Source organism: Nonomuraea phyllanthi (assembly GCF_006334985.2).
GTDB lineage: Bacteria > Actinomycetota > Actinomycetes > Streptosporangiales > Streptosporangiaceae > Nonomuraea > Nonomuraea phyllanthi.
On sequence record NZ_VDLX02000007.1, the window covers coordinates 192596 to 217585 of the forward strand.

20 protein-coding genes are annotated in these 24990 nt (G+C 71.7%); 10 read left to right on the forward strand and 10 right to left on the reverse strand.

The annotated features are described in order from the left end of the window. Nucleotides 1–9: 9 nt before the first annotated feature. The 6 genes from FH608_RS20315 to FH608_RS20340 are packed head-to-tail and all read left to right on the forward strand — an operon-like array spanning nt 10 to nt 6550. Nucleotides 10–771 (forward strand): ATP-binding cassette domain-containing protein, encoded by a 762-nt coding sequence (locus FH608_RS20315; protein ID WP_139632126.1) that lies wholly within the window; start codon nt 10–12, stop codon nt 769–771. Beyond that, complete coding sequence (locus FH608_RS20320; RefSeq protein ID WP_139632127.1) at nt 768–2000, forward strand: sugar ABC transporter permease; 1233 nt, start codon at nt 768–770, stop codon at nt 1998–2000. The genes FH608_RS20315 and FH608_RS20320 overlap by 4 nt, the downstream gene beginning before the upstream one ends. Further along, on the forward strand, nt 2000–3484 hold the full coding sequence (locus tag FH608_RS20325) for an FGGY-family carbohydrate kinase (RefSeq protein ID WP_139632128.1): 1485 nt from the start codon (nt 2000–2002) through the stop codon (nt 3482–3484). Before FH608_RS20320 ends, FH608_RS20325 begins: the two co-directional genes overlap by 1 nt. Then, nucleotides 3481–4938, forward strand: coding sequence for an FGGY-family carbohydrate kinase (locus FH608_RS20330; protein WP_226899719.1), 1458 nt, complete (start codon nt 3481–3483; stop codon nt 4936–4938). The genes FH608_RS20325 and FH608_RS20330 overlap by 4 nt, the downstream gene beginning before the upstream one ends. Further along, nucleotides 4935–5549 carry a histidine phosphatase family protein gene (locus FH608_RS20335; protein WP_139632129.1) on the forward strand — a complete coding sequence of 205 codons (615 nt, stop codon included), beginning with the start codon at nt 4935–4937 and terminating at the stop codon, nt 5547–5549. Before FH608_RS20330 ends, FH608_RS20335 begins: the two co-directional genes overlap by 4 nt. Beyond that, nucleotides 5546–6550 (forward strand): 2-hydroxyacid dehydrogenase, encoded by a 1005-nt coding sequence (locus tag FH608_RS20340; RefSeq protein ID WP_139632130.1) that lies wholly within the window; start codon nt 5546–5548, stop codon nt 6548–6550. The genes FH608_RS20335 and FH608_RS20340 overlap by 4 nt, the downstream gene beginning before the upstream one ends. A gap of 3 nt (nt 6551–6553) precedes the next feature. On the opposite strand, the gene FH608_RS20345 is transcribed toward FH608_RS20340, so the two are convergent. From FH608_RS20345 to FH608_RS20375, 7 genes are all read right to left on the reverse strand, one after another. Beyond that, the gene (locus FH608_RS20345) at nt 6554–7411 is read right to left on the reverse strand and encodes a carbohydrate ABC transporter permease (protein ID WP_139632131.1); all 858 of its coding nucleotides are present in this window, start codon (nt 7409–7411) and stop codon (nt 6554–6556) included. Further along, on the reverse strand, nt 7408–8295 hold the full coding sequence (locus tag FH608_RS20350) for a carbohydrate ABC transporter permease (protein ID WP_139632132.1): 888 nt from the start codon (nt 8293–8295) through the stop codon (nt 7408–7410). Before FH608_RS20350 ends, FH608_RS20345 begins: the two co-directional genes overlap by 4 nt. Before the next feature lie 69 nt (nt 8296–8364). Next, a complete protein-coding gene (locus tag FH608_RS20355) occupies nt 8365–9657 on the reverse strand; it encodes an ABC transporter substrate-binding protein (protein WP_139632133.1) in 1293 nt (430 codons plus the stop codon). A 111-nt stretch (nt 9658–9768) separates the two neighbouring features. Further along, nucleotides 9769–10539, reverse strand: a complete 771-nt coding sequence (locus tag FH608_RS20360; RefSeq protein ID WP_139632134.1) for an AMP-binding protein — start codon at nt 10537–10539, stop codon at nt 9769–9771. A gap of 312 nt (nt 10540–10851) precedes the next feature. Beyond that, on the reverse strand, nt 10852–13206 hold the full coding sequence (locus FH608_RS20365) for an ATP-binding protein (RefSeq protein WP_139632135.1): 2355 nt from the start codon (nt 13204–13206) through the stop codon (nt 10852–10854). A 117-nt stretch (nt 13207–13323) separates the two neighbouring features. After that, nucleotides 13324–14772, reverse strand: a complete 1449-nt coding sequence (locus tag FH608_RS20370; protein ID WP_139632136.1) for a penicillin-binding transpeptidase domain-containing protein — start codon at nt 14770–14772, stop codon at nt 13324–13326. A gap of 36 nt (nt 14773–14808) precedes the next feature. After that, the gene (locus FH608_RS20375) at nt 14809–15168 is read right to left on the reverse strand and encodes a MerR family transcriptional regulator (protein ID WP_139632137.1); all 360 of its coding nucleotides are present in this window, start codon (nt 15166–15168) and stop codon (nt 14809–14811) included. A gap of 152 nt (nt 15169–15320) precedes the next feature. On the opposite strand from FH608_RS20375, the gene FH608_RS20380 reads away from it, so the two are divergent. Continuing rightward, nucleotides 15321–16244 (forward strand): aldo/keto reductase, encoded by a 924-nt coding sequence (locus FH608_RS20380; protein ID WP_139632138.1) that lies wholly within the window; start codon nt 15321–15323, stop codon nt 16242–16244. Between the two features lie 39 nt (nt 16245–16283). Here FH608_RS20380 and FH608_RS20385 read toward each other — a convergent pair whose 3' ends face one another. Continuing rightward, the gene (locus FH608_RS20385) at nt 16284–16922 is read right to left on the reverse strand and encodes a TetR family transcriptional regulator (protein WP_139632139.1); all 639 of its coding nucleotides are present in this window, start codon (nt 16920–16922) and stop codon (nt 16284–16286) included. A 67-nt stretch (nt 16923–16989) separates the two neighbouring features. Between FH608_RS20385 and FH608_RS20390 the strand changes: the two genes are divergently transcribed. Continuing rightward, entirely contained in the window at nt 16990–18345 is a 1356-nt protein-coding gene (locus FH608_RS20390; RefSeq protein ID WP_139632140.1) for a GH1 family beta-glucosidase, read from the forward strand. Here FH608_RS20390 and FH608_RS20395 read toward each other — a convergent pair. Next, complete coding sequence (locus FH608_RS20395; RefSeq protein WP_139632141.1) at nt 18327–19223, reverse strand: coiled-coil domain-containing protein; 897 nt, start codon at nt 19221–19223, stop codon at nt 18327–18329. The genes FH608_RS20390 and FH608_RS20395 overlap by 19 nt on opposite strands. A 212-nt stretch (nt 19224–19435) precedes the next feature. On the opposite strand from FH608_RS20395, the gene FH608_RS20400 reads away from it, so the two are divergent. Both FH608_RS20400 and FH608_RS20405 read left to right on the forward strand, forming a co-directional pair. Then, nucleotides 19436–22453 carry a M14 family metallopeptidase gene (locus FH608_RS20400; RefSeq protein WP_226899720.1) on the forward strand — a complete coding sequence of 1006 codons (3018 nt, stop codon included), beginning with the start codon at nt 19436–19438 and terminating at the stop codon, nt 22451–22453. A 134-nt stretch (nt 22454–22587) separates the two neighbouring features. Then, nucleotides 22588–24021 (forward strand): aldehyde dehydrogenase, encoded by a 1434-nt coding sequence (locus tag FH608_RS20405; RefSeq protein ID WP_139632143.1) that lies wholly within the window; start codon nt 22588–22590, stop codon nt 24019–24021. Nucleotides 24022–24225: 204 nt separating this feature from the next. Here FH608_RS20405 and FH608_RS20410 read toward each other — a convergent pair whose 3' ends face one another. Continuing rightward, on the reverse strand, nt 24226–24981 hold the full coding sequence (locus FH608_RS20410) for an alpha/beta hydrolase (RefSeq protein WP_226899721.1): 756 nt from the start codon (nt 24979–24981) through the stop codon (nt 24226–24228). Nucleotides 24982–24990: the final 9 nt, after the last annotated feature.

Sequence of the window (24990 nt, forward strand, 5' to 3'; positions counted from 1 at the left end):
AGAGCGCCGATGACCGTCCTGTCCCTGCGCGGGATCAGCAAGACCTTCGGCGCGGTCGCCGCGCTCACCGACATCGAGCTCGACGTGGCCGCCGGCCAGGTGGTCGCCGTCGTGGGAGACAACGGCGCGGGCAAGTCGACGCTGGTCAAGATCCTCTCCGGCGTGCACCCGCCGGACGCGGGCACGATCACGTTCGGCGGGAACGCGGTCGAGATCCCCACCCCTGCCGCCGCCCACCGGCTCGGCATCGCCACGGTCTTCCAGGACCTGGCGCTCTGCGAGAACCTCAACGTGATCCAGAACCTGTTCCTCGGCCAGGAGATCCGCCCGCTGCGCCTCAACGACGTGGCCATGGAGACCCGCTCGTGGGAGCTGCTCCGCCAGCTCTCCGCCAAGATCCCGAGCGTGCGGGTGCCGGTCGCGGCGCTGTCGGGCGGCCAGCGGCAGACGGTGGCCATCGCCAGGTCGCTGCTCGGGGACCCGAAGGTGATCATCCTGGACGAGCCCACCGCCGCGCTCGGGGTGGCGCAGACGGCCGAGGTGCTCAACCTGGTCGAGCGGCTGCGCGAGAACGGCCTGGGCGTCATCATGATCAGCCACAACATGGCGGACGTGAAGGCGGTCGCCGACACCGTCGCGGTGCTGCGGCTCGGCCGCAACAACGGAGTGTTCGACGTGGACCAGGTCTCCACCGAGGACATCATCGCCGCCATCACCGGCGCCACCGACAACGCCGTGTCCCGACGTGTTCAAAAAGGAGCCAGGTCGTGAGCACCTTGACGACGGATCGCCAGGACGAGCGGCTCCAGAACCGCGACGGGCTGCGCGGCGTGCTCGCCGACGTGCTCGAACGGGCCCGCGGCGGCGACCTCGGCGTCATCCCGGTCGTGGTCGGCCTCGTGGTCATCTGGACGGTCCTGCAGATCCTCAACCCGATCTTCCTGTCCAGCGCGAACCTGGTGAACCTCACCTTGGAGTCCGCCGCCGTCGGCATCATCGCGCTCGGCATCGTGTGCGTGCTGCTCGTCGGCGAGATCGACCTGTCCGTCGGCTCGGTCAGCGGCCTGTCGGGCGCGGTGCTCGCGGTCCTGTTCGTGGGCCAGGGGCTGCCGGTCTGGCTGGCCATCGCGGCCTCCGTGATCATGGGCGCGGTCGTCGGCTGGCTGTACGGGCAGCTGTTCAACAGGTTCGGGGTGCCGAGCTTCGTGATCACGCTGGCCGGCCTGCTGGCCTTCCTCGGGCTCCAGCTGTACGTGCTGGGCACCAAGGGCTCGATCAACCTGCCGTTCGACTCGGGCCTGGTGAACTTCGCGCAGCTCGACTTCGTACCGGCGTGGTTGTCGTACACGTTCGCGGTGGTCGCGGCCGCGTGGCTGTTCGCCAGCGGCTACCTGCACGCCCGGGAGCGGCGCAGGGCCGGACTGTCGGCGAAGGGCGTGCCGATGCTGGCCGCGCGGAGCGTGGCGCTGCTGGCGGTGCTGGCGTTCGTCGTCTGGTATCTCGGCCAGACGCGCGGCGTGGGCTGGATGTTCGTCTTCTTCGTCGCGCTGGTGCTGGTCATGCACTACCTGCTGTCGCGGACGAAGTGGGGCAGGTCCGTCTACGCCGTGGGCGGCAACGTGGAGGCCGCGCGCCGGGCCGGCATCAACGTCAGGGCCGTCTACACCTCGGTGTTCGTGCTCTGCTCGACGTTCGCGGCGGTCGGCGGCATCCTGGCCGCTGCCAGGCTCGCGGCGGCCAACCAGTCCAGCGGCGCGGGCGACGTCAACCTCAACGCCATCGCGGCGGCCGTGATCGGCGGCACGAGCCTGTTCGGCGGGCGCGGCACGGCGTTCGGCGCGCTGCTCGGCATCATCGTGATCCAGTCCATCTCCAGCGGCCTGACCCTGCTCAACCTCGACTCGTCGATCAGATTCGTCGTCACCGGAGCGGTGCTGCTGCTCGCGGTGGTCGTCGACTCCGTGTCGCGCCGGTCGAGGACCTCCCACGGCAGGGCCTGATGGCGATCATCTGCGTGGACGCGGGCACCACGGTCATCAAGGCGGTCGCGTACGACGACGAGGGCGCGGAGGCGTTCGTCGCCCGGCGCGAGACCACCGTCCTCCGGCCCGCACCCGGCCACGCCGAGCAGGACATGGACGCCGTCTGGGACGCGGTCGCCGCCACCGTGCGGGAGGTCGCCGCCCGGACCGGCGAGGTGGACCTCGTGGCCGTGACGGCACAGGGCGACGGCTGCTGGCTGGTCGACGCGGAGGGCGAGCCGACCGGGCCCGCGATCCTGTGGAACGACGCCAGGGCCGCCGCCACCGTGGACGCCTGGACCCGATCGGGGACGGCGGCCGAGGCCTTCCGGCTGAACGGCTCCTCGGCCGCCTCCGGGCTGCCGCACGCGATCCTGACCTGGCTGGTCGCGAACGACCCCGACCGGCTGGACCGGTCGGCCGCCCTGCTCACCTGCGGCGGCTGGATCTTCTCCAGGATGACCGGGGAGCTGGTCGCCGACGAGTCCGACGCCTCGGCGCCGTTCATGGACCTGCGGGAGCGGGCGTACTCACCGGCGCTCATGAGCCTGTTCGGGCTGGAGCAGGCCGAACGGCTGCTGCCGCCGATCCGGCCCTGCCCGGTCGCCGGACTCGCCTCCGGCGCCGCGCGGGCGCTCGGCCTGCGCGCCGGGATCCCGGTCGTGATGGCCCCGTACGACATCGCCGCCACGGCGCTGGGCGCGGGCGCGGTCACCGCCGAGCAGGCGTGCGCCATCCTCGGCACCACGCTGTGCACCGAGGTCATCGTGGACTCCCCCGCGCTCGACGGCGACCCGACCGGCATCACGATCGCGCTGCCCGGCGGCTACCTGCGGGCCTTCCCCACGTTCGCGGGCACGGAGGTGGTGCAGTGGACGTGCCGCCTGCTGGGCCTGCGCGGCCCCGACGAGCTGGGCGAGCTGGCCGGGCGGAGCGGGCCGGGCGCGGGCGGGCTGGCGTTCCTGCCGTACCTGTCGCCCGCCGGCGAGCGGGCGCCCTTCTCCGACCCCCTGGCCCGCGGCGCGCTGCTGGGCCTGTCGTTCGAGCACGGCCGGGAGGACGTGGCCAGGGCCGCGCTCGAAGGGCTGACCATGGTCATCAAGGACTGCCTGGCCGCCACCGGGGCGGCGCCGACGGAGCTGCGCGTGTGCGGGGGCGGCTCGAACAGCGTCACCTGGCTGGGCCTGATCGCCGACATCACCGGGCTGCCCGTGCGCCGCTCGGCCGACGCCGAGGTGGGGGCGCGCGGCGCGTACCTGGTGGGGCTGGCCGCCACCGGCGCCGCGCCGTCCATCGCCGCCGCCGCTGACCGGCACGTACGGCTGCGCGACGCGGTCGAGCCCGACCCGGCCCGGCAGGCGGCGTACGCGCGGCTGTTCGGCGACTTCCTGACGCTGCGCGGCACGAACGCGGCGTCGTGGCCGCTGCTGGGCGAGCTGCGGTCGAGGGGGCGTACGGCGTGAGCGTGTGGATCGGCATCGACCTCGGGACGCAGAGCGTGCGCGCGCTGGCCGTCACCGGCGACGGCGAGGTGCTCGGCTCGGCGAGCCGCCCGCTGACCAGCCGCCGCGACGGGCCCCGGCACGAGCAGGACCCCGAGCAGTGGTGGCGCGAGCTGGCCGCCGCCACCCGGGAGGCGCTGCGCGACGTGCCGCCCGCGCTGGTCGCCGGGGTGGCGGTGGACGCGACCTCTGGAACGATCCTGCTCGCCGACGCCGGAGGGCGGGCGCTGACCCCCGCCCTCATGTACGACGACCGGCGCGCCTCGGCCGACCGGGTCAACGAGGCGGGCGCGGCCGTGTGGGATCGGCTCGGCTACCGGCGCATGCAGCCCAACTGGGGGCTGCCGAAGCTGCTGTGGCTGCTGAAGGACGCCCCGGCCGGAGCCCGCCTGGCCCACCAGAGCGACTTCGTGAACCGCCGGCTCGTCGGGCACGACGTGGCCACCGACCTCAGCAACGCGCTCAAGACCGGCGTGGACCTCATCGAGGAGCGCTGGCCTTCCGAGGTGATGGACGCGCTGGGGGTGCCCCCGGAGGCCCTGCCCGGGGTCGTCCGGCCCGGCACCCGGCTGGGCGTGGTCTGCGCGGCGGCCGCCGAGGAGACGGGCCTGCCGGCCGGCACGCCCGTGATCGCCGGCACCACCGACGGGTGCGCCGCCCAGCTCGGCGCCGGCGCCCTGCGGGCCGGGAGCTGGAACTCGGTGCTGGGCACCACGCTGGTGCTCAAAGGCGTGACGGAGGAGCTGATCCACGACCCGCTCGGCGTGGTCTACTCCCACCGGGCCCCCGACGGATCGTGGCTGCCCGGCGGCGCGTCGAGCACCGGCGCCGGCACGCTCACCCGCGACCTGCCCGGCCGTGATCTCGACGCGCTCAGCGCCCGGGCCGAGGCGCGCTACGCCGGGCACCTGCCGGGCGCCGGGGCCGGACGCCTGCCGCCCGCGGTCACCTATCCGCTGGTCTCGCGCGGCGAGCGGTTCCCGTTCGCCGCTCCCGAGGCCGAGAGCTTCACCCTCGGCGACCCGGCCGACGACGTGGAGCGCTACGCGGCGATCCTGCTGGGCGCGGCCTTCGTCGAGCGCCTCTGCTTCGACTACCTCGACCTGCTCGGCGCCCCCGTGGACGGCGAGATCGTGCTGACCGGCGGCGCCACCCGCAGCGCGTACTGGACCCGGTTGCGGGCGGACGTCCTGGGACGTCCCGTGACGCTGCGCGAGAACGCCGAGCCCGCGCTCGGCATGGCCGTGCTGGCGGGCGGCGACCCCGACCGGATGATCAGGACCCGCGCCGTGGTCGAGCCGTCGGGAGCCGGCTCGCGCGAGGCGTACCTGCGCTTCGTGGCCGAGCTGGAAGGCCGCGGCTGGCTCGACGCGAGCGCCGCACGACACGCCCGCGAGAGGACAGGAGCCTCATGACCGACCTCGTGCTCGTCCGCCACGGCGAGACCGTCTGGCACGCCGAGAACCGCTACGCGGGCCTCAGCGACGTGGAGCTGACCCCGCGCGGGCACGACCAGGCCGCCCTGCTGGCCGGCTGGGCGGTGGGGGCGGGCCTCGACGGCGTCTGGGCCTCCACGCTGGGCCGCGCCCGTGTCACGGCCGCGGCCGCCGCCGGGAAGGCGGGCCTCGACCTGCGCACCGACGCCCGGCTGCGCGAGCTGGACTTCGGCCAGGGCGAGGGCCTGACCTCGGCCGAGATGGCGGCCCGCTTCCCCGAGGCGCGGGCCGCGTTCGAGTCCGACCCGGCCGCGCACCCGCTGCCCGGGGGCGAGGACCCGCGCGAGGCCGCCGAGCGGTTCGTGGCCGCGCTCCACGACATCGCCGCCGCCCATGAGGGCCGGGTGCTGGTGGTCGCCCACACGACCGCCATCAGGCTCGCGCTGTGCCGGCTGATCGGCGTGCCGCTCGGCGAGTACCGGCGGCTGTTCCCGCGCCTGGACAACTGCGCGCTGACCGAACTGCGCCTTCGCGAGGGGCGGCGGGCCGCGCTGCTGCAGTACAACTCCCCGATTGGAGCCGTTCGTTGACCATCCGAGTCCTTGCCGCAGGCGACCACTTCGTCCAGAACCGCCTGCTCGTCGACGCGCTCAGGCGCGAGGTCCCCGGCGAGGTGGACATCCGCGAGCTGACGCTGCCCTGGCCGGTCGAGCCGTTCGGCCGGGTGGGCGAGGTGGACGAGGCCTCGGACGTGGAGGAGGAGCTGATCGAGGCGCTGCGCGGCGTGGAGGTGTGCGTGACGCAGATGGCGCCCCTGACCAAGCGGGTCCTGGACGCCTCCCCCGACCTGCGGCTGTTCTGCGTGAGCCGGGGCGGCCCCGTCAACGCCAACCTGGAGGCGGCGGCGCGGGCGGGGGTGGCGGTGACCTACGCGCCGGGCCGCAACGCGGTGGCCACCGCCGAGCACACCCTGGCCATGCTGCTGGCCGCCACCCGCAGGATCCCCCAGACGCACGCCGACCTGGCCGGTGGCGTGTGGCGCGGCGACTACTACACCTACGACCGGGTCGGACCGGAGCTGGAGGGCAACACGGTCGGCCTGGTCGGCTACGGCGCCATCGGCCGCCGCGTGGCCCGCATGCTGGAGGGCTTCGGCGCCACCGTGCTCGTGCACGACCCGTACGTGGACGTGCCAGGAAAGGTGCCGCTCGACGAGCTGCTGGGCCGCTCCTCCTTCGTCTCGCTGCACGCCCGCGCCACCCCCGAGACCGCCGGCATGATCGGCGCGGCCGAGATCGCCGCCATGCCCCGGGGCTCGGTGCTGGTCAACTGCGCCAGGGGCGCGCTGCTCGACTACGACGCCGTGTGCGACGCGCTGGAGTCGGGCCACCTGTTCGGGGCGGCGATGGACGTCTTCCCCGAGGAGCCCATCCCGCCCGGCTCGCGCCTGCTCACCACGCCCAACCTGATCATGACGCCGCACCTGGCCGGGGCCAGCAAGCAGACGGCCATGAAGGCGGCCTCGATCGTGGCCGCCGACGTGGCCCGCTACGTGCGCGGCGAGCCGCTGGCCCACGTCGCCACGCCGTGAGCGCTATCCCTTGAGCGCCCCCGCCATCAGCCCGCGCATGAAGAACCGGCCCAGCAGCACGTAGATCAGCATGGTCGGGATCGAGGCCAGGATCGCCGCCGCCATCTGCTGGCTGTACGGGGTGGCCTGCGCGCCCGCGATGTTGTTCAGCATCACGGTCGTGGGCCAGCTCGTCGGCCCGGTCAGGAACACGGCGAACAGGAAGTCGTTCCAGAGCGAGGTGAACTGCCAGATGATGACGACAGCGATCGCGGGCCCCGACACCGGCAGCACCACCGACCAGTACGCCCGCAGCATCCCGGCCCCGTCCACCCGCGACGCCTCGATCAGCTCGTCGGGGATCGTGACGTAGTAGTTGCGGAAGATCAGCGTGCAGATCGGGATGCCGTACACGACGTGGGCCAGCACCAGCCCCGGGATGCCGCCGTAGAAGACGCCCTGCAGCCCGGTCAGCTCGTTGAGCCCGACGAGCAGCTGCACCAGCGGGATCATCACCCCCTGGTACGGGATGAACATGCCGAACAGGAACAGCGTGAACAGCACGTCCGCCCCGGGGAAGCGCCACTTGGACAGCACGTAGCCGTTCATGGAGCCCAGCGCGCACGACAGCAGCGAGCCGGGCACGGCCAGCAGCACGCTGTTCCACAGGCCGGGGGCGAGCTTCTCCCAGGCCACCCGCCACGCCTCGGTCGTCCACGTGCGCGGCAGGTTCCACGCCTGTCCCGGATCGGCCTCCGTGAGCGGCTTGAAGCTGGTGGCCAGCAGGACGTAGATCGGGATGAGCACGATCAGCACGAAGAAGACCAGCAGCCCGAACCGCACCCAGGTCGCGCCCGCCCGGCGCCCGGCGACCGCCGTCATGAACGCCGCTCCTTACGAACCGACCAGATGAGGTACGGGATCACGAAGATCGCCACGCTGACCACGATGTACGACGCGATCGTGGCCCCCTTGGCCGGATCGTGCGAGTCGAACACCGCCACCCACATGAACACGGCGGGCACGTCGGTGATGATCTGCTTGCCCGACACCGCCACGATCAGGTCGAACACCTTGAGCGATATGTGCCCCAGGATGATCAGCGCCGACAGGGTGACCGGCCGCAGCAGGGGCAGCACCACGTACCGGTAGACGCCCCACTCGTTGCAGCCGTCCACCCGCGCCGCCTCGCGCAGCTCCTCGGGGACGCCCCGGAAACCCGCCAAGAACAAAGCCATGACATATCCGGACATCTGCCAGATGGCCGGGAGCGCCATCGCGGCCATCCCCCAGTCCGGATCCCTGAACCACTGCCACTGGGGCAGCCCGATCCAGTCGAAGAGCCGGTTCAGGCCGACCGCCCGCTCCTCCGTCCCCGAGTTCATCAGCCACCGCCACACGATGCCGGTCGCGACGAACGAGATGGCCATCGGGAACAGGTAGATCGCCCGGAACGTCCCCTCGCCCTTAATCCCCTTCTCCATGAGGAACGCCAGCAGCCAGCCCAGCAGCAGCGCCCCCAGCACGAACACGACCGTGAAGACGATCGCGTGGTTCACCGACAGATGCCAGCGCGGCTGGTCCCAGATGTCGACGAAGTTCTGCAGCCCCACGAACTCCCCCTCGGACACCTCGTCGTGCTTGTCGGTCATGGCCAGCCGGACGTTCCAGCCGAGCATGCCGTACACGAAGACGCCGATCAGGATGATCGACGGAGTGACGAGGAGGAGGCCGGGCAGCCACGTGCGTGCCCGCCTCACAAGCATTCCCTCCCGGGGGCGCGGCGGGCGGCCTCCCGCCCGCCGCGCCTCATAAGTGCTCCTTGAGTGTTGGACCTACTGGGCGTTGGACGTGGCGGCGTCGGCCAGCCCCTGCTGCAGGGCCTTGACGTCCTTGCCGGCGATGTAGAGGCCGACCGCCTCGTTGATCGCCGCCAGCCACGGCTGGTTCACCGAGACGCCGTGCTGGATGGAGCCGGCGAGCTTGTTGCTCGACCAGTCCTTCAGCGCGTCGGCCAGGTAGTCCTTGTAGAGCGACTGGTCGGCGTCCTTGCGGGCCGGGATGGAGCCCTTCAACGGGTTGAAGGCGTCCTGGCCCTCCTTGCCGGCCGCGACCTTGAGCCAGGCGATGGCCCCGTCACGGTTCTTCGCGCCCTTGGGGAGGGTGAAGCTGTCGGACAGCCAGAGGTACGTGCCCTCGGTCCCGGGAGCGGGCGCCCAGTCGAAGTCCTTCTTCGACGTCTTGCCCAGGCCGCCCTCCGGCGGGTTGTGGAAGTACCCGTACGCCCAGTCGCCCATGATGTTGAACGCGGCCTCGCCGTCGGCCACCTGCTTGGCGGCCGGCTGCCAGTCGTCCTGCGGGTCGCCCGCGTACGTCATGATCTTGGCGAAGTTCTGCAGGGCGGTGGTCACCTGCGGGCTGTTCCAGTCGGCGCCCGGCTTGAACAGCGCGTTGTAGGCGTCGGTGCCGAGCGTGCCGAGCAGCACGTTCTCCAGCAGGTGGGTGGCGGTCCACTCCGAGCCGATGGACAGCGGGATCTTGCCCGTGGCCTTGACCTTCTCCAGGTCCGCGATGAACTCCTCGACGGTCTTGGGCGCGGCGGCCACGCCCGCCTCCTTCAGCACGGCCGGGTTGTACCACAGCACGTTGGACCTGTGGATGTTCACCGGCACGGAGTAGATCTTGCCGTCGACGCTGATCTGGTCGATGAGCTGGGAGGGGAAGACGTCCTTCAGCTTCAGCTCGTCGTACAGGAAGGTCAGGTCCTCCAGGTCGCCGGCCTTGATGTAGCCCTGCAACTCGGCGCCCGCGTGGCCCTGGAAGGTGTCGGGCGGGGTGTCGGCCTGGAGCTTCGACGCGAGCAGCGCCTTGGCCTTGTCGCCGGAGCCGCCCGCCACGGCGGCGTCGAAGAACGTGTAGTCGGGATTCTGCTGTTCGAAGATCTTCTTCATTGCCTGGAGGCCGTCGGCCTCGCCGGGGCCGGTCCACCAGGAGAAGACCTCAACCTGTTTCTTGCCGCCGTCGGCGGCCGGCGCCTGTGACGCCTGCCCGTCGCCGCCGCCACCGCAGGCCACCAGGCCGAGCACACTCACGATCGAGATCGAGACGGTCGCTAACCACCGTCGCATCGCACACCATCCCTTCGAAGCCCCCCGAAGTAGGTGATTTGACAACGTTGTCAATCAACCCACTTCCCGGCGCGCGCCGTCAAGGGATGGTCAGATAACAGCTCCGCATATTCAGCGGACCCGCTCCAGCGCGCCTTTCGGCCCCGTCACCACCGTGACGCTGAAGTCGTAGCTGGTGCCCTGGTGGTCACCGCCCGCGGCGACCACCAGGGCCCCTTTCGACAGCACCAGCCCGACCAGCGCGACCAGGTCGGCGCCGCCGTCGGGCGGCCACGTGCTGAGCACCACGTCGGACTCGGCCAGGCGCACCGGCAGGTCCAGCTCGGCCATCCTGGCGAGCAGGCCGGCGTGGGAGAGCCGGCCGCCGTCCGCCGTCACCAGCGCGTCCTGGCGCTTGGCGTCGAGCGCGGGCAGCGCGGTGGGCTCCAGCGTGAGCAGGCCGCGGAAGTCGATCGTGTCGAGCGCCGCGCCCAGCGAGACGACCTGGCGCACCCGGGACTCGTCGGCCGCCCGCACCGCGCGCTCCGCCAGGTCGGGCGTGGTGATCAGGGTGCGCGCGTCGCACTTCCGCAGCCACTCGGCCATCTCGCCGCCGTCGAGCCTGGGGTCGATCGGCGCCGCCACCCCGCCCGCCGCCAGGACCGTGTGCACGGCCAGCGTCTGCGCGCCGGCCGTCGAGACGTGCACCCCCACGACCTGATCGCGCCGCGCCCCCCTGCGTACGAGCCCGGAGGCCGCCCGGGTCACCTCGGTCACCAGCCTGCGGTAGCCGTAGACGTGACCGCCGCGCAGATCGACGAGGGCCGGCCGCTCGCCGCGCTCGTAAGCCCGGCGGAACACCTCGTGGATCACGGTGCCGGTGGTCGAGGCGGTGGGCTTCATATGCGCCAACGTACGACTGGCCGGGTGTGACCGGCATCCACCGATCTATGTAAGCAGATGTGCATTCGTGTGGGCGGGCCCGAGCCCTGCGCGGCTCGAGCCCGCTGTCACGCGCCCGGAGCCGGGCCCCCACCCCTCCAGGGAGGCCCAGCCCCGTACGGGACGCGTGACGTCCCCGCCGACCGGCCCTTGTCCGAGCGGCCGATCACACATGGCAACGGTAGGCGTGCGCACCGGCGTGGCACATGCGCTGACATGGCCATAAGGAGGTGTAAGCGGGAAGCCCTCGGGATGTGTAGAGACGTGTGCGGATCAGCGGCTCTCGATCACCCATGCGGCGATCTGTGTACGCGTGGAGAAGCCCAGCTTGGACAGGATGTTGGCCACGTGCCGGGCGGCGGTCGCGGGGCTGATCACCAGCTCGTCGGCGATGCCGCGGTTGCTCAGCCCTCTCGCGATCAGCTCGGCGATCTCGCGCTCCCTGGCCGTGAGCCGGCTGTCCTGGCACGTCGGGACGGCCGGCTGGGCGGGCCGCTCCGGCAGCGCCCCGTCGAGCGCGCAGGACACGGCCTGCTCGACGGTCATGCCCCAGCCCGCGGTCCAGAGCAGGTCCACCTTCACCTCGCCCAGGGCCGAGCGGGCTGGCCGCAGGATGTCCTCGGTACGCGCGTCGGGCTGGCGGTCGCGCAGCGCCACCGAGGCGGCGACCAGCTGGACCGCGAATGTGTGGTCACCCTCGGCGGCGAGCAGGGCCGCCCACTCCTCCAGCCGCCTGGCGATGCCGGCGCGCAGCCCCGCGTCGCGGCTGAGCACCATCGCCTCGGTCAGCCTGGCCCTGGCCTCCGCCAGGTCACCGCGGTCGAGCGCCACCTTGCCCAGACCGGCCAGGCAGCTGACCACCTGCTGACGGGCGTCGACGTGCCGCACCAGGGCCAGCCCCGACTCGAAGTGCTCCTTGGCCGCCTCGAGATCGCCCGAGCGCCTGGCCACCTGGGCCAGCCCGATGTGGGCGAAGGACCGGCCGACGTGGTTGTCGAGCTCCACGCCGATCTTCAGCACCGCCTCGAACCCGCGCCGCGCCTCGCGCAGGCGGCCGTGCTGCAGCCCGTAGTGCGCCCCGACACCGTGGGCCAGCGCCTGCAGGATGAGGTCGCCGGCCTGCTCGGCCAGCTCCAGTGCCCGCGCCAGGCCGTCGTGCTCGCCGGTGGCCTGGGCCAGCACGATGAGGCCGATGGCCTCGCCGAAGCCGTCGTCCGCCGATCGGCAGAGCTCGAGACCGGCGCGGGTGCAGCTGGTGGCCAGCTCCCGGTCGCCCGCGGCCAGCGCCAGCTCTCCGCGCAGGATCGTGGCCTGCCCGCGCAGCGCCGGCCCCACCTGCGGGCCGTCCAGCTCCAGCAGCCGGTCCAGGCGCTCGGCCATGTCGAGCTTCCTGCCGCTGCCGACCAGCAGGAAGCGCACGTCGGTCAGCAGGCGGAGCGCGGTCTCCGGCTGCCCGGTGGTGACCGCCCAGTCGCAGGCCGAGCCGAACTCCACCTTGAGCGCGTCGAAGAGGTTGACGTGGCGCTCCATCACCGGCCACGGCGTGTGCCTGCCCGGCGCGATCGTCTCCCTGAACCTGTCGCCCATCGCGGCCAGCGCCGCCAGGTGCCGGTGCCGCAGCTCGCGTTCCTCGCCGGACTCGGCCAGCTGCTCCAGCGCGTAGTCGCGCACCGTCTCCAGCAGGCGGTAGCGGGCCTGCCCGGCGATCTCGCCGTCGAGCACGATCAGCGACTTGTCGACCAGGTCGCAGAGCCTGAGCAGCACCTCCTCCTCCGCCAGCCCCTCACCGGCGCAGACGCCCTCGGCCAGGTCGAGCGTCCACGAGGAGCGGAAGACGGCCGCGCGGCGCAGCAGCAGCCGCTCCTGCGGGGTGAGCAGCCGGTAGCTCCAGTCGACGGTGGCCCGGAGCGTGCGGTGCCGGGCCGGAGCCGTACGGGCTCCTCCGGCCAGCAGCCTGAACCGGTCGTCGAGCCGCTCGACGAGCTGGGCGACCGAGAGCACCCTGACCATCGCCGCGGCCAGCTCGATCGCCAGCGGCAGCCCGTCGAGCGCCTGGCACAGCTCCACGACCTGCGGCCGGGTCTCGTCGGTCAGCTCGAAGTCCGGCCTGGCCGCGGTGGCCCTGGCGACGAACAGCCGCACGGCCTCGCTCTGGTCGCCGGTCACCGCCAGCGGCGGCACCCGCCACACCGTCTCGCCGGGCACGCGCAGCGGCTCCCTGCTGGTGGCCAGCACCGACAGCCCCGGGCAGCCGCCGAGCAGGTCGCGGCAGAGCTCCGCGCACTCGCCGATCACCGGCTCGCAGTTGTCGAGCAGCAGGAGCGCGCGCCGGCCGCCGATCGTCGCGGCCAGGTCGCCCGCGATGCCGAGCGAGGCGGCCACATAGCCCCTCAGCTCGCCCTTCTCCAGGTCGGCCAGCTCGATCAGCCACACGCCGCCCGGGTGGTCGCGGGCGATCCGCTCCGCCAGCCGCAGGGCCAGGCGGGTCTTCCCGATGCCGCCGGCGCCGCACAGGGTCACGGCCCGCGAGACGCGCATCAGGTGAGTGAGCTCGTCAACGTCTGACTCCCGGCCAACGAACGCGTTGGGCTCGGCCGGCAGCTTGCTGAAGTCGGCAGATCGCAGCATCACTGTGAGTGTGTCACCAACTACGCCGCGCGCCCAGACGTAATCGCAGACGTAATCACGGATAACTTTTTACGGAGAGGTTCCCCGGGGGAGCGATCAGGGCGAGAGCCTGGTCGTTCACTCCAGCGCCGCCAGGATGACCTGGTGGACGATCGCGCTCACCGCGTCGGCCCGCGATCCCGGACGCTCCAGCACCACCCCCACCGCCACCTCGGGCGCGTCCGCCGGCGCGAAGGCGGTGATGAGCGCGTGGTCGTCGATGCCCGGGGCGACCTTCGAGTCGGCGGTGCGCGCGGCCTCCGGAACGAACGGCGAGCCGCCGGAGGACCCGGGGCGCGGCACCGCCGTCATCATGGTCGCCAGGTCCTTGGCCACGGCGGGCGAGAGCGCCTTGCGGTAGACGACCGGGTCGGCGCGGTCGACCACCGACCCGTCCGGCAGCCGCACCTCCGCCACCAGGTACGGCCGCATCAGCACCCCGCTGTCGGCCACCGCCGCCGACAGCATGGCGACCATCAGCGGCGTCACCCGGCTGTCGTGGTGCCCGATCGCCGACAGGGCGGTCTGCGGCCTGTCCATGGTGCGCGGATAGCGGCTCGCGGTCGCGACCAGCGGGATCGCCAGGTCCGGCGCGTTGAACCCGAACGCCTCCGCCTGGTCCCTGAGCAGGTCCTGCCCGAGCTGGAGCCCGATGTTGGCGAACGCCGTGTTGCACGACACCTGGAACGCGTACGTCAGCGTCGGCCGCGCGTCCCCGCACCCCAGGCCGCCCGCGTTCCGCAGCACCGTACGGGTCCCGGGCAGGCGCAGCCGGGTGGGGGCGTCCACCAGCGCGGACGGGGTGTACTCGCCGGAGGCCAGCGCCGCCGCCGCCGTCACCAGCTTGAACGTGGACCCGGGCGGATACAGCTGGTTCAGCGCCCGGTTCAGCAGGGGCTGCGAGGGGTCACGCGCGAGCCGCTCCGAGGTCTCGGCGAGCTGCTCGGCGTCGAAGGTGGTCAGGGCGTTCGGGTCGTACGACGGATAGCTGGCCAGCGCCAGGACCGCCCCCGTCGCCGGGTCGATCGCGACCACCGCACCCGCCAGCCCGGTGGCCCTGAGCGCCTCGTACGCGGCCCGCTGCACCCGGTCCCTGATCGTCAGCCGGACGTCCGCGCCCTCCACCTCGCCGTCCCTGACCAGCGACCGCACCTTGACCTTGGGGTCCTCGCCGGACAGCACCGCGTCGCGCGCCTGCTCGATCCCGGTGGAGCGGTGGAGCGACATGTGCCCGGTGACGGCCGCGTACACCTCGCCGTCCGGGTAGACCCGCCGGTACAGGTACGGGCCCCCGCCGGTCGGGCGGCTGGTGGCGATCGGCGTGCCGTCGTAGGTCAGGATGTCGCCGCGCTGATGGTCGAACCTGGTGATCAGCCGGCGCTCGTTCCTGCGGTCGGCGTTCAGGGTCTGCGAGCCGAACGCCTGGACGAGCGTGATGTGCCCCAGCACCAGGAACAGCATCGCCGCGCACAGCCTGGAGACCCGGCGCAGCGGCCCGTCGATCCGCTCCGCCCTCGATCCGGCCATGGATCTTGGTTTAACAGCCGGACCGCAAAGCCGGGGCTACAGGAGGCTGCGGTAGTAGGAAATCTTGTTGTGGATGTAGCGCTGCCGCTCCGCGAGGTTGTCGATCTGCCCGCGGACCTGGTGGTCGTGCTCCTCCAGCAGCTTGATCCGGTCGGGGATCGTGTGGTCCCCGGCGCGGACGAGCTCGGCGAAGCGGAGCATCTGGGCGATGGGCATGCCCGTGTCGCGCAGGCACCGGACCATGCCGAGCCAGCCGATGTCCTCCTCGCTGAACCTGCGCTGCCCGGCCGCGTTGCGGTCGACGCGCTCCAGGAGGCCGATCTTCTCGTAGTAACGCAGGGTGTCGAGGCTGAAGCCGGTCTCCTCGACCACTTCCGCCGGCGTGTAGACGCTCATGCGACCTCCCTCGTCGGTCGCATGAGCGTCAGACGGCTGTGTTCATTGGTTCGCTCGCTGCGCTCACTCACGGCCCCTAGCATCCCACCTGGAGTCCACTCCAGGTCAACGGGCTTGACATGGAGTGCGCTCCAGCTCGCACAGTCGGGCTCATGAACATCGCACTCGGCACTATTCCGTTCGGCACGACCGTCGACCTGCGGGACACCTTCGCCATCCTCGACCGGTTCCACGAGGCCGGCGGCACGATGCTCGACACGGCCAACAACTACCCGTTCTGGGTGGAGGGCCGGTCGGGCGACGAGAGCGAGCTGGCCATCGGCGCCTGGCTGGCCGCGCGCGGCAACCGCGACGAGATCTTCATCAGCACCAAGGGCGGCGCCCGGCCCACCGTCCCCGGCGACACGACGCTGGGCTCGGCCGAGGGCCTGTCCGCGGCCGCCGTCGCCAGGGCCGCCGAGGGCAGCCTGAAGCGGCTGGGGACCGACCGCATCGACCTGTACTGGTCGCACATCGAGGACCGTTCCGTCCCGCTGGAGGAGACCCTGGGGGCGCTGGACGAGCTCGCCCGGCAGGGCACGATCCGCCGCGCCGGGGCCAGCAACATGGCGGCCTGGCGGCTCGAACGGGCCAGGAACGTCTCGGCCGCGCACGGCTGGATCGCGTACACCCACCTGCAGCTGCGCCACACCTACCTGCGGCCGCGGCCGCACACCCGGCTCGCGGAGTCGGGGCACACGCTGGCCTCCGACGAGACCCTCGACTACCTGGCCGCCGAGCCGGACCTGACGCTGTGGGCGTACAACACGCTGATGTTCGGCGCGTACACGCGGGCCGACCGGCCGATGCCCGAGATCTACGACCACCCGGGGACCGAGCGCCGGCTGGCGGTGCTGCGCGAGGTCGCCGGCGAGCTGGGCGCGACCCCGAACCAGGTGGTGCTGGCCTGGCTGGTGGCCGGGGGCGTCGTGCCGATCGTGGGCGTCTCGACGCTCGCCCAGCTGGAGGAGGCCATCGGCGCGGCCGAGCTCACGCTCGACCCGGAGCTCCGCGCCCGCCTCGACTCCGCCGCCTGACCCGCCCCACCGGCCCGGCGGGGCTCGACCGCGGGCGGGTCAGGGGAGGTGGTCGGCGAGGTAGCGGCGGACGAGCTGCTTGCACTCGGCGATCAGCGCCGCGTCGCCCAGGGGATCGGCGCGGAAGGCCAGCTTGAGCACCGCGTCCGTCGCCTCCACCGCCACCAGCAGCGCCCGGTCGAGCCCCGGCCCCACGGGCGCGCCCAGGAGCTCCAGGGTGAGGCCGCGCAGCCGCTCGGCCACCACCGCGTTGTTGTCGTGCGCCCCGTCGAGCGACTGCCTGCTGCCCTCGACGGCGGGGCCGCCGGGCCGCAGGAGGATCTCGCCGAAGTCCACCACCGCGAACCCCGGGGTGGTGCGCTTCATGTCGACGAACTCGTCGATGGCCAGGTCGACCAGCTCCGTCCAGTGCGCGAGGTCGGCCTCGGGGATGCGCTCGGTGATCCGGGCGAGGAACGCCTCGAGGTTGCGCATCGCCAGCGCCCGCACCAGGCCCTGCTTGTCGTGGAAGAACTGGTAGAAGGTGCCGATGGGAACCTGGGCCCGGCGGGCCACTTCCTTGGTCGTCAGCGCCTCGTAGCCGACCTCGTCGAGCAGGATCGCGCACTCGTCGAGCATCCGCCCCACCCGCTCCATACTCCGGCGCTGGGCGGGACGGCGGCGCAAGGTACTCGTCATGCCCCCATCCTGATCCATTACCCATAGGTAGAGTTCCGCTCCAAGAGGCGAAAAGGGAGGAGCAGGGATGTTCCTGTGGGGTACGGCCACGGCCGCGTACCAGATCGAGGGGGCCGTCAAGGAGGACGGCAGGGGCGCCTCCATCTGGGACACCTTCGCCCACGAGCCCGGCCGCACCAGGGACGGGCACACCGGGGACGTGGCGTGCGACCACTACCACCGCTGGCGCGAGGACGTCGAGCTGATGTCCGGCCTCGGGGTGAACGCCTACCGCTTCTCGATCTCCTGGCCGCGCGTGCGGCCCGAGGGAGACGGTCCGGTCAACGCGAAGGGGCTCGACTTCTACGAACGGCTCGTGGACGGCCTGCTGGAGCGCGGCATCCGGCCGGCGCCGACGCTCTTCCACTGGGACCTGCCGCAGGCGCTGCAGGACCGCGGCGGGTGGATGAATCGCGATATTTCCGAGATTTTCGCGGAGTACGCCGCCACGGTGGCCGAAAGGCTGGCCGACCGCATCCCGCTCTGGATCACCTTGAACGAGCCGTTCGTCCACATGGCCTACGGCCACGCCCTGGGCGTGCACGCCCCCGGCCAGGCGCTGCTCACCGGCGCCCTCCCGGTCGCGCACCACCAGCTCCTCGCCCACGGCCTGGCCACCCGGGCGCTGCGAGCGGCGGGGGCGCGCCAGGTGGCGATCACCAACAACTGCACCCCGGTCTGGCCCGCCTCGGAGCGGGAGGCCGACCTCAAGGCGGCGGACGCGTACGACATCCTGCACAACCGCCTGTTCAACGACCCCGTGCTCCTCGGCCGGTATCCGGACCTGTCGGCGTACACCACCGGCCTGGACGCCGTCCGGGACGGCGACCTCGACATCATCGCCACGCCCCTCGACGCCCTGGGCGTCAACTACTACAACCCCACCCGCATAGCCGCCCCGGTGGACGACGCGCTGCCGTTCTCGGACGCGGGCGTCACCGGCCACCCGACCACCGCGTTCGGCTGGCCGGTCGTCCCCGACGGCCTGCGCGAGCTGCTGACCGGCCTCAAGGCCAGGTACGGCGCGGCACTCCCGCCCGTCCTCATCACCGAGAACGGCTGCTCCACCGAGGACACGCTCGACGACGGCGACCGCGTCGCGTTCCTGGAGGGGCACATCGCGGCGATGCGCCGGGCCATGGCCGAGGGCGTGGACGTGCGGGGCTACTTCGTCTGGTCGCTGCTGGACAACTTCGAGTGGGCGGAGGGCTACCACCAGCGCTTCGGCCTCGTGCGGGTGGACTTCGAGACGCGGAGCCGCACCCCGAGGGCGTCCTACCGGTGGCTGCGCGACTTCCTGCGGGCCGAGAAGCGGGCCCAGAAGCAAACCCAGAAGCAGGCCCGGAAGCAGGCCCAGGAGCAGGCTCAGAACACCGAGACGTGAACGTGGTCGTAGTGGTTGGCCGTGACGCCGCCGCGGTCGGACATGGGGTCCCAGCCGCCCCCTGAGCGGATGTCGTAGTAGCGCTGCTTCCAGATGATGTACATGACGCCGAGCCGGGCGCCGTTCTTGATCAGGTAGTCGGCCAGGGCGTCGCCGCGGGCCTCGTCTGACCCGGCGGCCATGGTGCCGCCCCTTGACATCATGAAGTCGCAGGCCCGGCCCTTGCCGTGCTCGCCGGGGTCGCCGGGGCGCAGGCAGCCGACGCCGTACTTCATGGGGAAGTTGCGCATGATGTCGGCGCGTACCGAGATCATGCGCGGCGTCAGGCCCTCGGAGCCGCCGGGCTGCTGGAAGCCGTACTTGGCGAGCAGGCGCTCGACGTCGCGCTGCTTGCTCTGGAGCTTCTTGATCTCCTTCTTCAGCTTCTCGATCTTGTCGTTGGCGGCGATCTTCGCCTGCTTCGACTTCTCGATCAGCTTCTGGACGTTCTCGACGCGCTTGGTCCGCTCGTCGGCCATGTAGGTCATGTTGGCCGCCTGCCCGAGCAGGACGTACGGCTCGATGTCGGGCGCGAGGAGCTGGACGGTGGTCAGCGGACCCACCATGTAGGAGGTCTGGGCGATGCGCGCCGCCTCCGCCTGGGCCGTTCGCAGCTGGGCCTGCAGGGTGCTGGACGTGGTGGTCGCCCGCTTCACCTGGAGCTTGATGTCCTCCAGGCTCTGGATCTGGCCGCGGTAGCGCTTCTCCAGTTCCTCGGCCTGCTTGGTGAGCTTGCGCAGAGAGGCGGGGCTGGGATCGGCCGCGGCGGGCGGTGGCACGGGGAGTCCGAGCAGTCCGGCGAGGACGGCGACGAGAACGGCGGTCCGCCAGATTGTCACACCCGTCCCCTCCCCTCGCAGACGGACCGAAACTATAGAAGATGATCTTGATCTCTGTCACCCGAACGCCCGAACTGCCGCACCTTTGGCGAAGTTTCTGGTGATTTGGAGGGAGTTGCCGGAGTTAAGGTCGGGCTAAAGATTGGGCCTTGTCGGCATCGCTCCGACGATCTGAGATGGCGATCGAACTCGTCTCTGCGAAGGGGCAGGCCGTGTCTCGATCATTGACCCTCGCCGCCGCCGTCATCCTCGGCTTAGGCACCTCCATCGTGGCCACGACCGCGCAGGCGTCCGTGGACCCGTTACCCGCCGGCGACCGCATCGAGCTCTACCAGCTCGACAGCCCGCCGGGCACCGCCCAGAAGCTCAGGGAGAAGGGCTTCGACGTCGTCCAGCAGCAGGTCGCGGGCGGCAAGGAGCACATCGAGGTGACCGCCGCCCAGACGGAGCTGGCGGCGCTGCGCAAGCTCGGTCACGAACCCGAGCCCGTACGCAACCCGCAGGGCCAGACCCAGCTCGAGGCCGCGAAGGCACAGGCGGCGGGCGGCTACGCGGTCTACCGGTCCTACTCCGAGCCCGGCGGCATCGCCGACCAGCTCAGGGACATCGCTGAAGAGAACAGGGACATCGTCAAGCTGGAGTCGATCGGCAAGACCCTGAAGGGCCAGGACATCCTGGCCGTCAAGGTCACCACGGGGGCCCGGCTGCTGCCCGACGGCATCAAGCCTTCGACGCTCTACTCCGCCACGCAGCACGCCCGCGAGTGGATCGCCACCGAGGTGGACATGCGGCTGCTGAAGTACGTGATCGCGAACAGGGCCGGGCTGCGGGACCTGCTCAACAGGACCGAGCTGTGGTTCGTGCCGGTGGCCAACCCCGACGGGTACGACTTCACGTTCACCGAGGGCAACCGCCTGTGGCGCAAGAACCTGCGCGACAACGACGGCGACGGCGCGATCGCGAACGGCGACGGCGTCGACATCAACCGGAACTTCCCCACGAACTTCCACTACGACGAGGAGGGCTCGTCCAGCATCCCGAGCAGCGAGACCTACCGCGGCGCCGGCCCGGCCAGCGAGCCGGAGACGAAGGCCATGGTCGGCCTGATGCGCCGGGTCAGGTTCGAGATGCAGCTCAACTACCACTCGTTCGGCCCGCTGCTGCTCTACCCGATGGGCGTCCAGATCGCCACGGAGACGGCCGACAACCCGATCTACGAAGCGATCACGGGGAACGACGCCGAGCCCGCCATCCCCGGCTTCGACCCCGATCTCGGCGCCGAGCTGTACACCACCAACGGCGACACCAACGACCACGCCCACGCCGAGTACGGCACGCTGTCCTGGACGCCCGAGCTGGACGAGGGCTGCGACGGCTGCGGGTTCGTCTTCCCCGACGACGAGGCGCTGGTGCAGGCGGAGTTCGAGAAGGGCCTGCCGTTCGCGCTCGACGTCGCCAGGTCCGCGGTCAACCCCGTCGAGCCGGTGAACCACCTGGGCAACACGACTCCCGACTTCGAGATCGACCCGTTCGAGGTCAGCTACGGCAGGACCCAGGTCGTCCAGGTCAACGCCAAGCGCAAGCTCGGCCCGGTCCTGCTGCGCTACCAGGTCAACGGCGGCCGTACGAGGACGGCGCCGACCTCCGAGTGGAAGGGCGGCGAGCGCTACGGCAGGGGCTACGACCGCTACTACCACCGCCTGCGCGGCAAGATCACCGGCACCGGGCCGGGTGACGAGGTGAAGGTCTGGTTCGCCTCGCTCGGCAGGAAGAGCGCCGACTTCACCTACACCGTCGCCGACGACATCGGCGGCAAGGTGCTCATCCTGGCCGCCGAGGACGTCACCGGCCTCAGCCCCTCGCAGGGCGTCACCGAGGCGAAGTACGCCGACGAGTACGCCGCCGCGCTCAAGGCGGCCGGCTACAGCTCGGACGTGTACGACATGGACGCGATGGGCCGCAGGGCGCCGCACCCGCTCGGCGTGCTGAGCCACTACAAGGCCGTGGTCTGGGAGACGGGCGACGACATCATCCCGAGGTCGGACGGCCAGGTGGCGGGCACGACCTCCAAGGGCGGCGTGGACACCGAGCTGGCGATCCGCGACTACCTGAACGAGGGCGGCAAGCTGCTGCACGCCGGCAAGTTCCCCTCGTACGCGGCCAACGCCAACGGCGCCTACTACTACCAGCCCGACCAGCCGGCGCAGCCCGAGTGCACGGTCCCGGACGACCCGCCGTGCATCCCGGTGTTCAACGACTTCCAGCAGTACTGGCTGGGCGCGTACGTCTACTTCGACGACACGGGCACCGACCAGGGCACGGGGCAGCCGTTCCCGCTGCGCGGCCAGGGAGGCGCGTTCGAGGGCCTCGACGCCGTGATCGAGCCTGGCCACACCAACTCGTTCGTGGCCACCTCCGCCATCCTGCCCGCCGACCGCTTCCCGATGTTCGCGAGCTCGGCGCAGGTCAAGTGGGCCCGTCCGGGCGGCCCGTTCGACCCGCACACGGGGGCGTGGGACGTCTACAGCGGCATCAGTGACGTCTCGTGGAAGCGGCTGACGAGGACGATCGACCTGACCGGGAAGAGCGGCGGCGACCTGTCGTTCTGGACGTCGTACGACACCGAGGGGTCGTGGGACTTCCTGACGGTCGAGGCGCACACGGTGGGCGGCGACGACTGGACCACGCTTCCGGACGCCAACGGGCACACCACGCAGGAGACCGGCAGCAGCTGCGACCCGCCGAGCGGCGGCGCGGGCTGGCGCGAGATCCACCCGTTCACGCAGCACTACCAGGGGCCGGACTGCGAGCCGACCGGCACCACCGGCGCGTGGCACGCGGCCTCCGGCAACTCGGGCGGCTGGCAGCAGTGGAAGGTCGACCTGACCCCGTACGCCGGCAAACAGGTCGAGGTGTCGGTCTCCTACATCAGCGACTGGGGCACCCAGGGCGCCGGCGTCTTCCTCGACGACTTCGCGGTCACGCTGGACGGCGCGGCGGCCGGGCAGACCTCGTTCGAGGAGGACCTGGGCGGCTGGAGCGCCGGGCCGCCGCCCGAGGGCACCCCGCCCTCGATCAACACCTGGTTCAGGACGGACCAGGTGTTCGAGGAGGGCGCGGGGATCGTCACCGAGGACACGGTCTACCTCGGCTTCGGCGTCGAGAGCGTGACCGACCCGGCCACGCGCGCCGACCTGGTCAAGCGCTCGATGCGGCACCTGCTCGGCTAGCGGTTCCGCCGGTGACGTGAGGGGCGCGGCGGCACGTGCCGCGCCCCTCTTGCGCGTCCGGACAGAACATGGTTCGGTCGCCTTGAGGCGTCACTGAAGCAAGCAAGCATTCGGTCAAGCGGGAGGCTCACGACATGCGCCAGCACGACACGCTGTTCATCGGGGGCGAATGGGTGGCCCCGGCGGGCACCGGCACCATAGACGTCGTCTCCCCGCACACCGAGGAGGTGGTCGGCCGGGTTCCCGACGGCACGGCCGCCGACATGGACCGCGCGGTCGCGGCGGCCAGGCAGGCGTTCGACCACGGGCCGTGGCCGCGGATGACGTTCGCCGAGCGGGCCGAGGTGATCGGGCGGCTGGCCGCGATCTACAACGAGCGGCAGGGCGAGATGGCCGCCCTGATCACGGAGGAGATGGGCTCGCCCATCACCTTCTCCAACCTGGCGCAGGCGCCCCAGCCGCTGGGCATGCTGCAGTTCTACGCCGAGCTGGGCAGGACGTTCGAGCAGGAGGAGCAGCGGCCGGGGCTGTTCGGCCCGCTGACCGTGCGCAGGGAGCCCGTGGGCGTGGTGGCGGCCGTGGTGCCGTGGAACGTGCCGCAGTTCGTCACGATGACCAAGCTCGCGCCCGCGCTGCTGGCCGGCTGCGCCGTGGTGCTCAAGCCGGCGCCCGAGACGCCGCTGGACGCGTACCTGCTGGCCGAGTGGGCGGCCGAGGCGGGCGTCCCGGCCGGCGTGCTCAACATCGTGGCCGCGGGCCGCGAGGCCGGCGAGCACCTGGTCTCCCACCCCGGCGTGGACAAGGTGGCCTTCACCGGATCGACGGCCGCCGGCCGGCGCATCGCGTCCATCTGCGGCGAGCAGCTCAAGCGGGTCAGCCTGGAGCTGGGCGGCAAGTCCGCCGCCATCGTCCTCGACGACGCCGACCTGGCCGCGAGCATGGGCTTCCTGTCCATGGCCGCCCTCATGAACAACGGCCAGGCGTGCGTGGCCCAGACCCGCATCCTGGCCTCGCGCAACCGCTACGACGAGGTCGTGGAGGCCGTCGCGGCCATGGTCAACGCCCAGCCCGTCGGCGACCCCGCCGACCCGTCGACCGGCATCGGCCCGCTGGTGGCCAGGCGGCAGCAGGACCGCGTGGAGGGCTACATCAGGATCGGCATGGAGGAGGGCGCCAAGGTCGTCACCGGCGGCCTCGACCGGCCCTACGACCGCGGCTGGTACGTCTCCCCCACCGTCTTCGCCGGCGTCAGCAACGACATGCGCATCGCCCGCGAGGAGATCTTCGGCCCGGTCCTGGCGGTGATCCCGTACGAGGACGAGGCGGACGCCGTACGCATCGCCAACGACAGCGACTACGGCCTGGCCGGCACCGTCTGGACGGCCGACACCGAGCACGGCATGGACGTGGCCCGCCAGGTCCGCACCGGCACGTACGGCGTCAACTGCTTCATGCTGGAGACCAACGCGCCGTTCGGCGGGTACAAGGCCAGCGGCATCGGCAGGGAGCTGGGCCCCGAGGGGCTCAACAGCTACCTGGAGTACAAGACGATCGCGCGGCTCGGCTGAAAGGTTCCCGTGACTGCGAAGGGCCTCGTGGCGGTGCCACGAGGCCCTTCCGGTGCAGGACGTGCACCCAGCGCGCCCCCGCGACGCTGGGACACCGCCTGACTACAAGAAGTATGTCCCACGTCCACCGCGTCGGCGGTTTCCTTCCCCAGGGACTTTCTCCCGGCGGTTTCCTTCCATCCGCCCTAGGTAGACGCATTTAACTCAGGAAAAGTTCGAAGAGATCCATTTGCCGATTTTTCGGACCAGTTCGGGGGTGGCGGCGGACTCGGCGTGGCCGTACCCCGGCTCGATCCAGAGCTCCTTGGGCTCGCGCGCCCCCTCGTACAGCTGGTGCGCGTGGTCGAGCGGGAAGAACGGGTCGGCGTCGCCGTGCACGACCAGCAGCGGCACCGGCGCGATCAGCCCGGCGGCCTCGTGCGGCGGCATCGGGACCGGGTCCCACCGGCCGCTGGAGATCCTCGTGCGCTTGCCCACCCGGGCCGCCCAGCGGCCGAGCGGGCGCTCGATGGCCCAGTGGACCTGCCGCATCGGCCTGGTGCCCCGGTAGTACCAGCGGGCCGGGCCGCTCACCGCCACCACCGCGTCCACGCCACCGACCAGCCCCGCGTGCCGCACGGCCACCGCCGCGCCCATAGAGAAGCCCACGACCGCGATCTTCGAGTAGCCGGTCACGCGGGCGTGCCCGACGGCGGCCGCCACGTCGAGGATCTCCAGGTCGCCGACCGTCGTCCGGCCGCCGGAGCGCCCGTGGCCGCGGAAGTCGAAGGCGAGCACGCCGCCGTACGCGCTGAGCACGTGCACGATGCGGCGCGCCGCCCGCTCCCGCCACGACCCGGTGAAGCCGTGCGCGACCACGATCCCCGTGTCGGAGGAGGTCGTGCCGGGAGTGTGGGCGGCGTCGATGCGGACCCCGTCGTCGGTCCTGAGCATGACGGGGAAGCTGGGCGCGAAAGGCATGGATCCGAG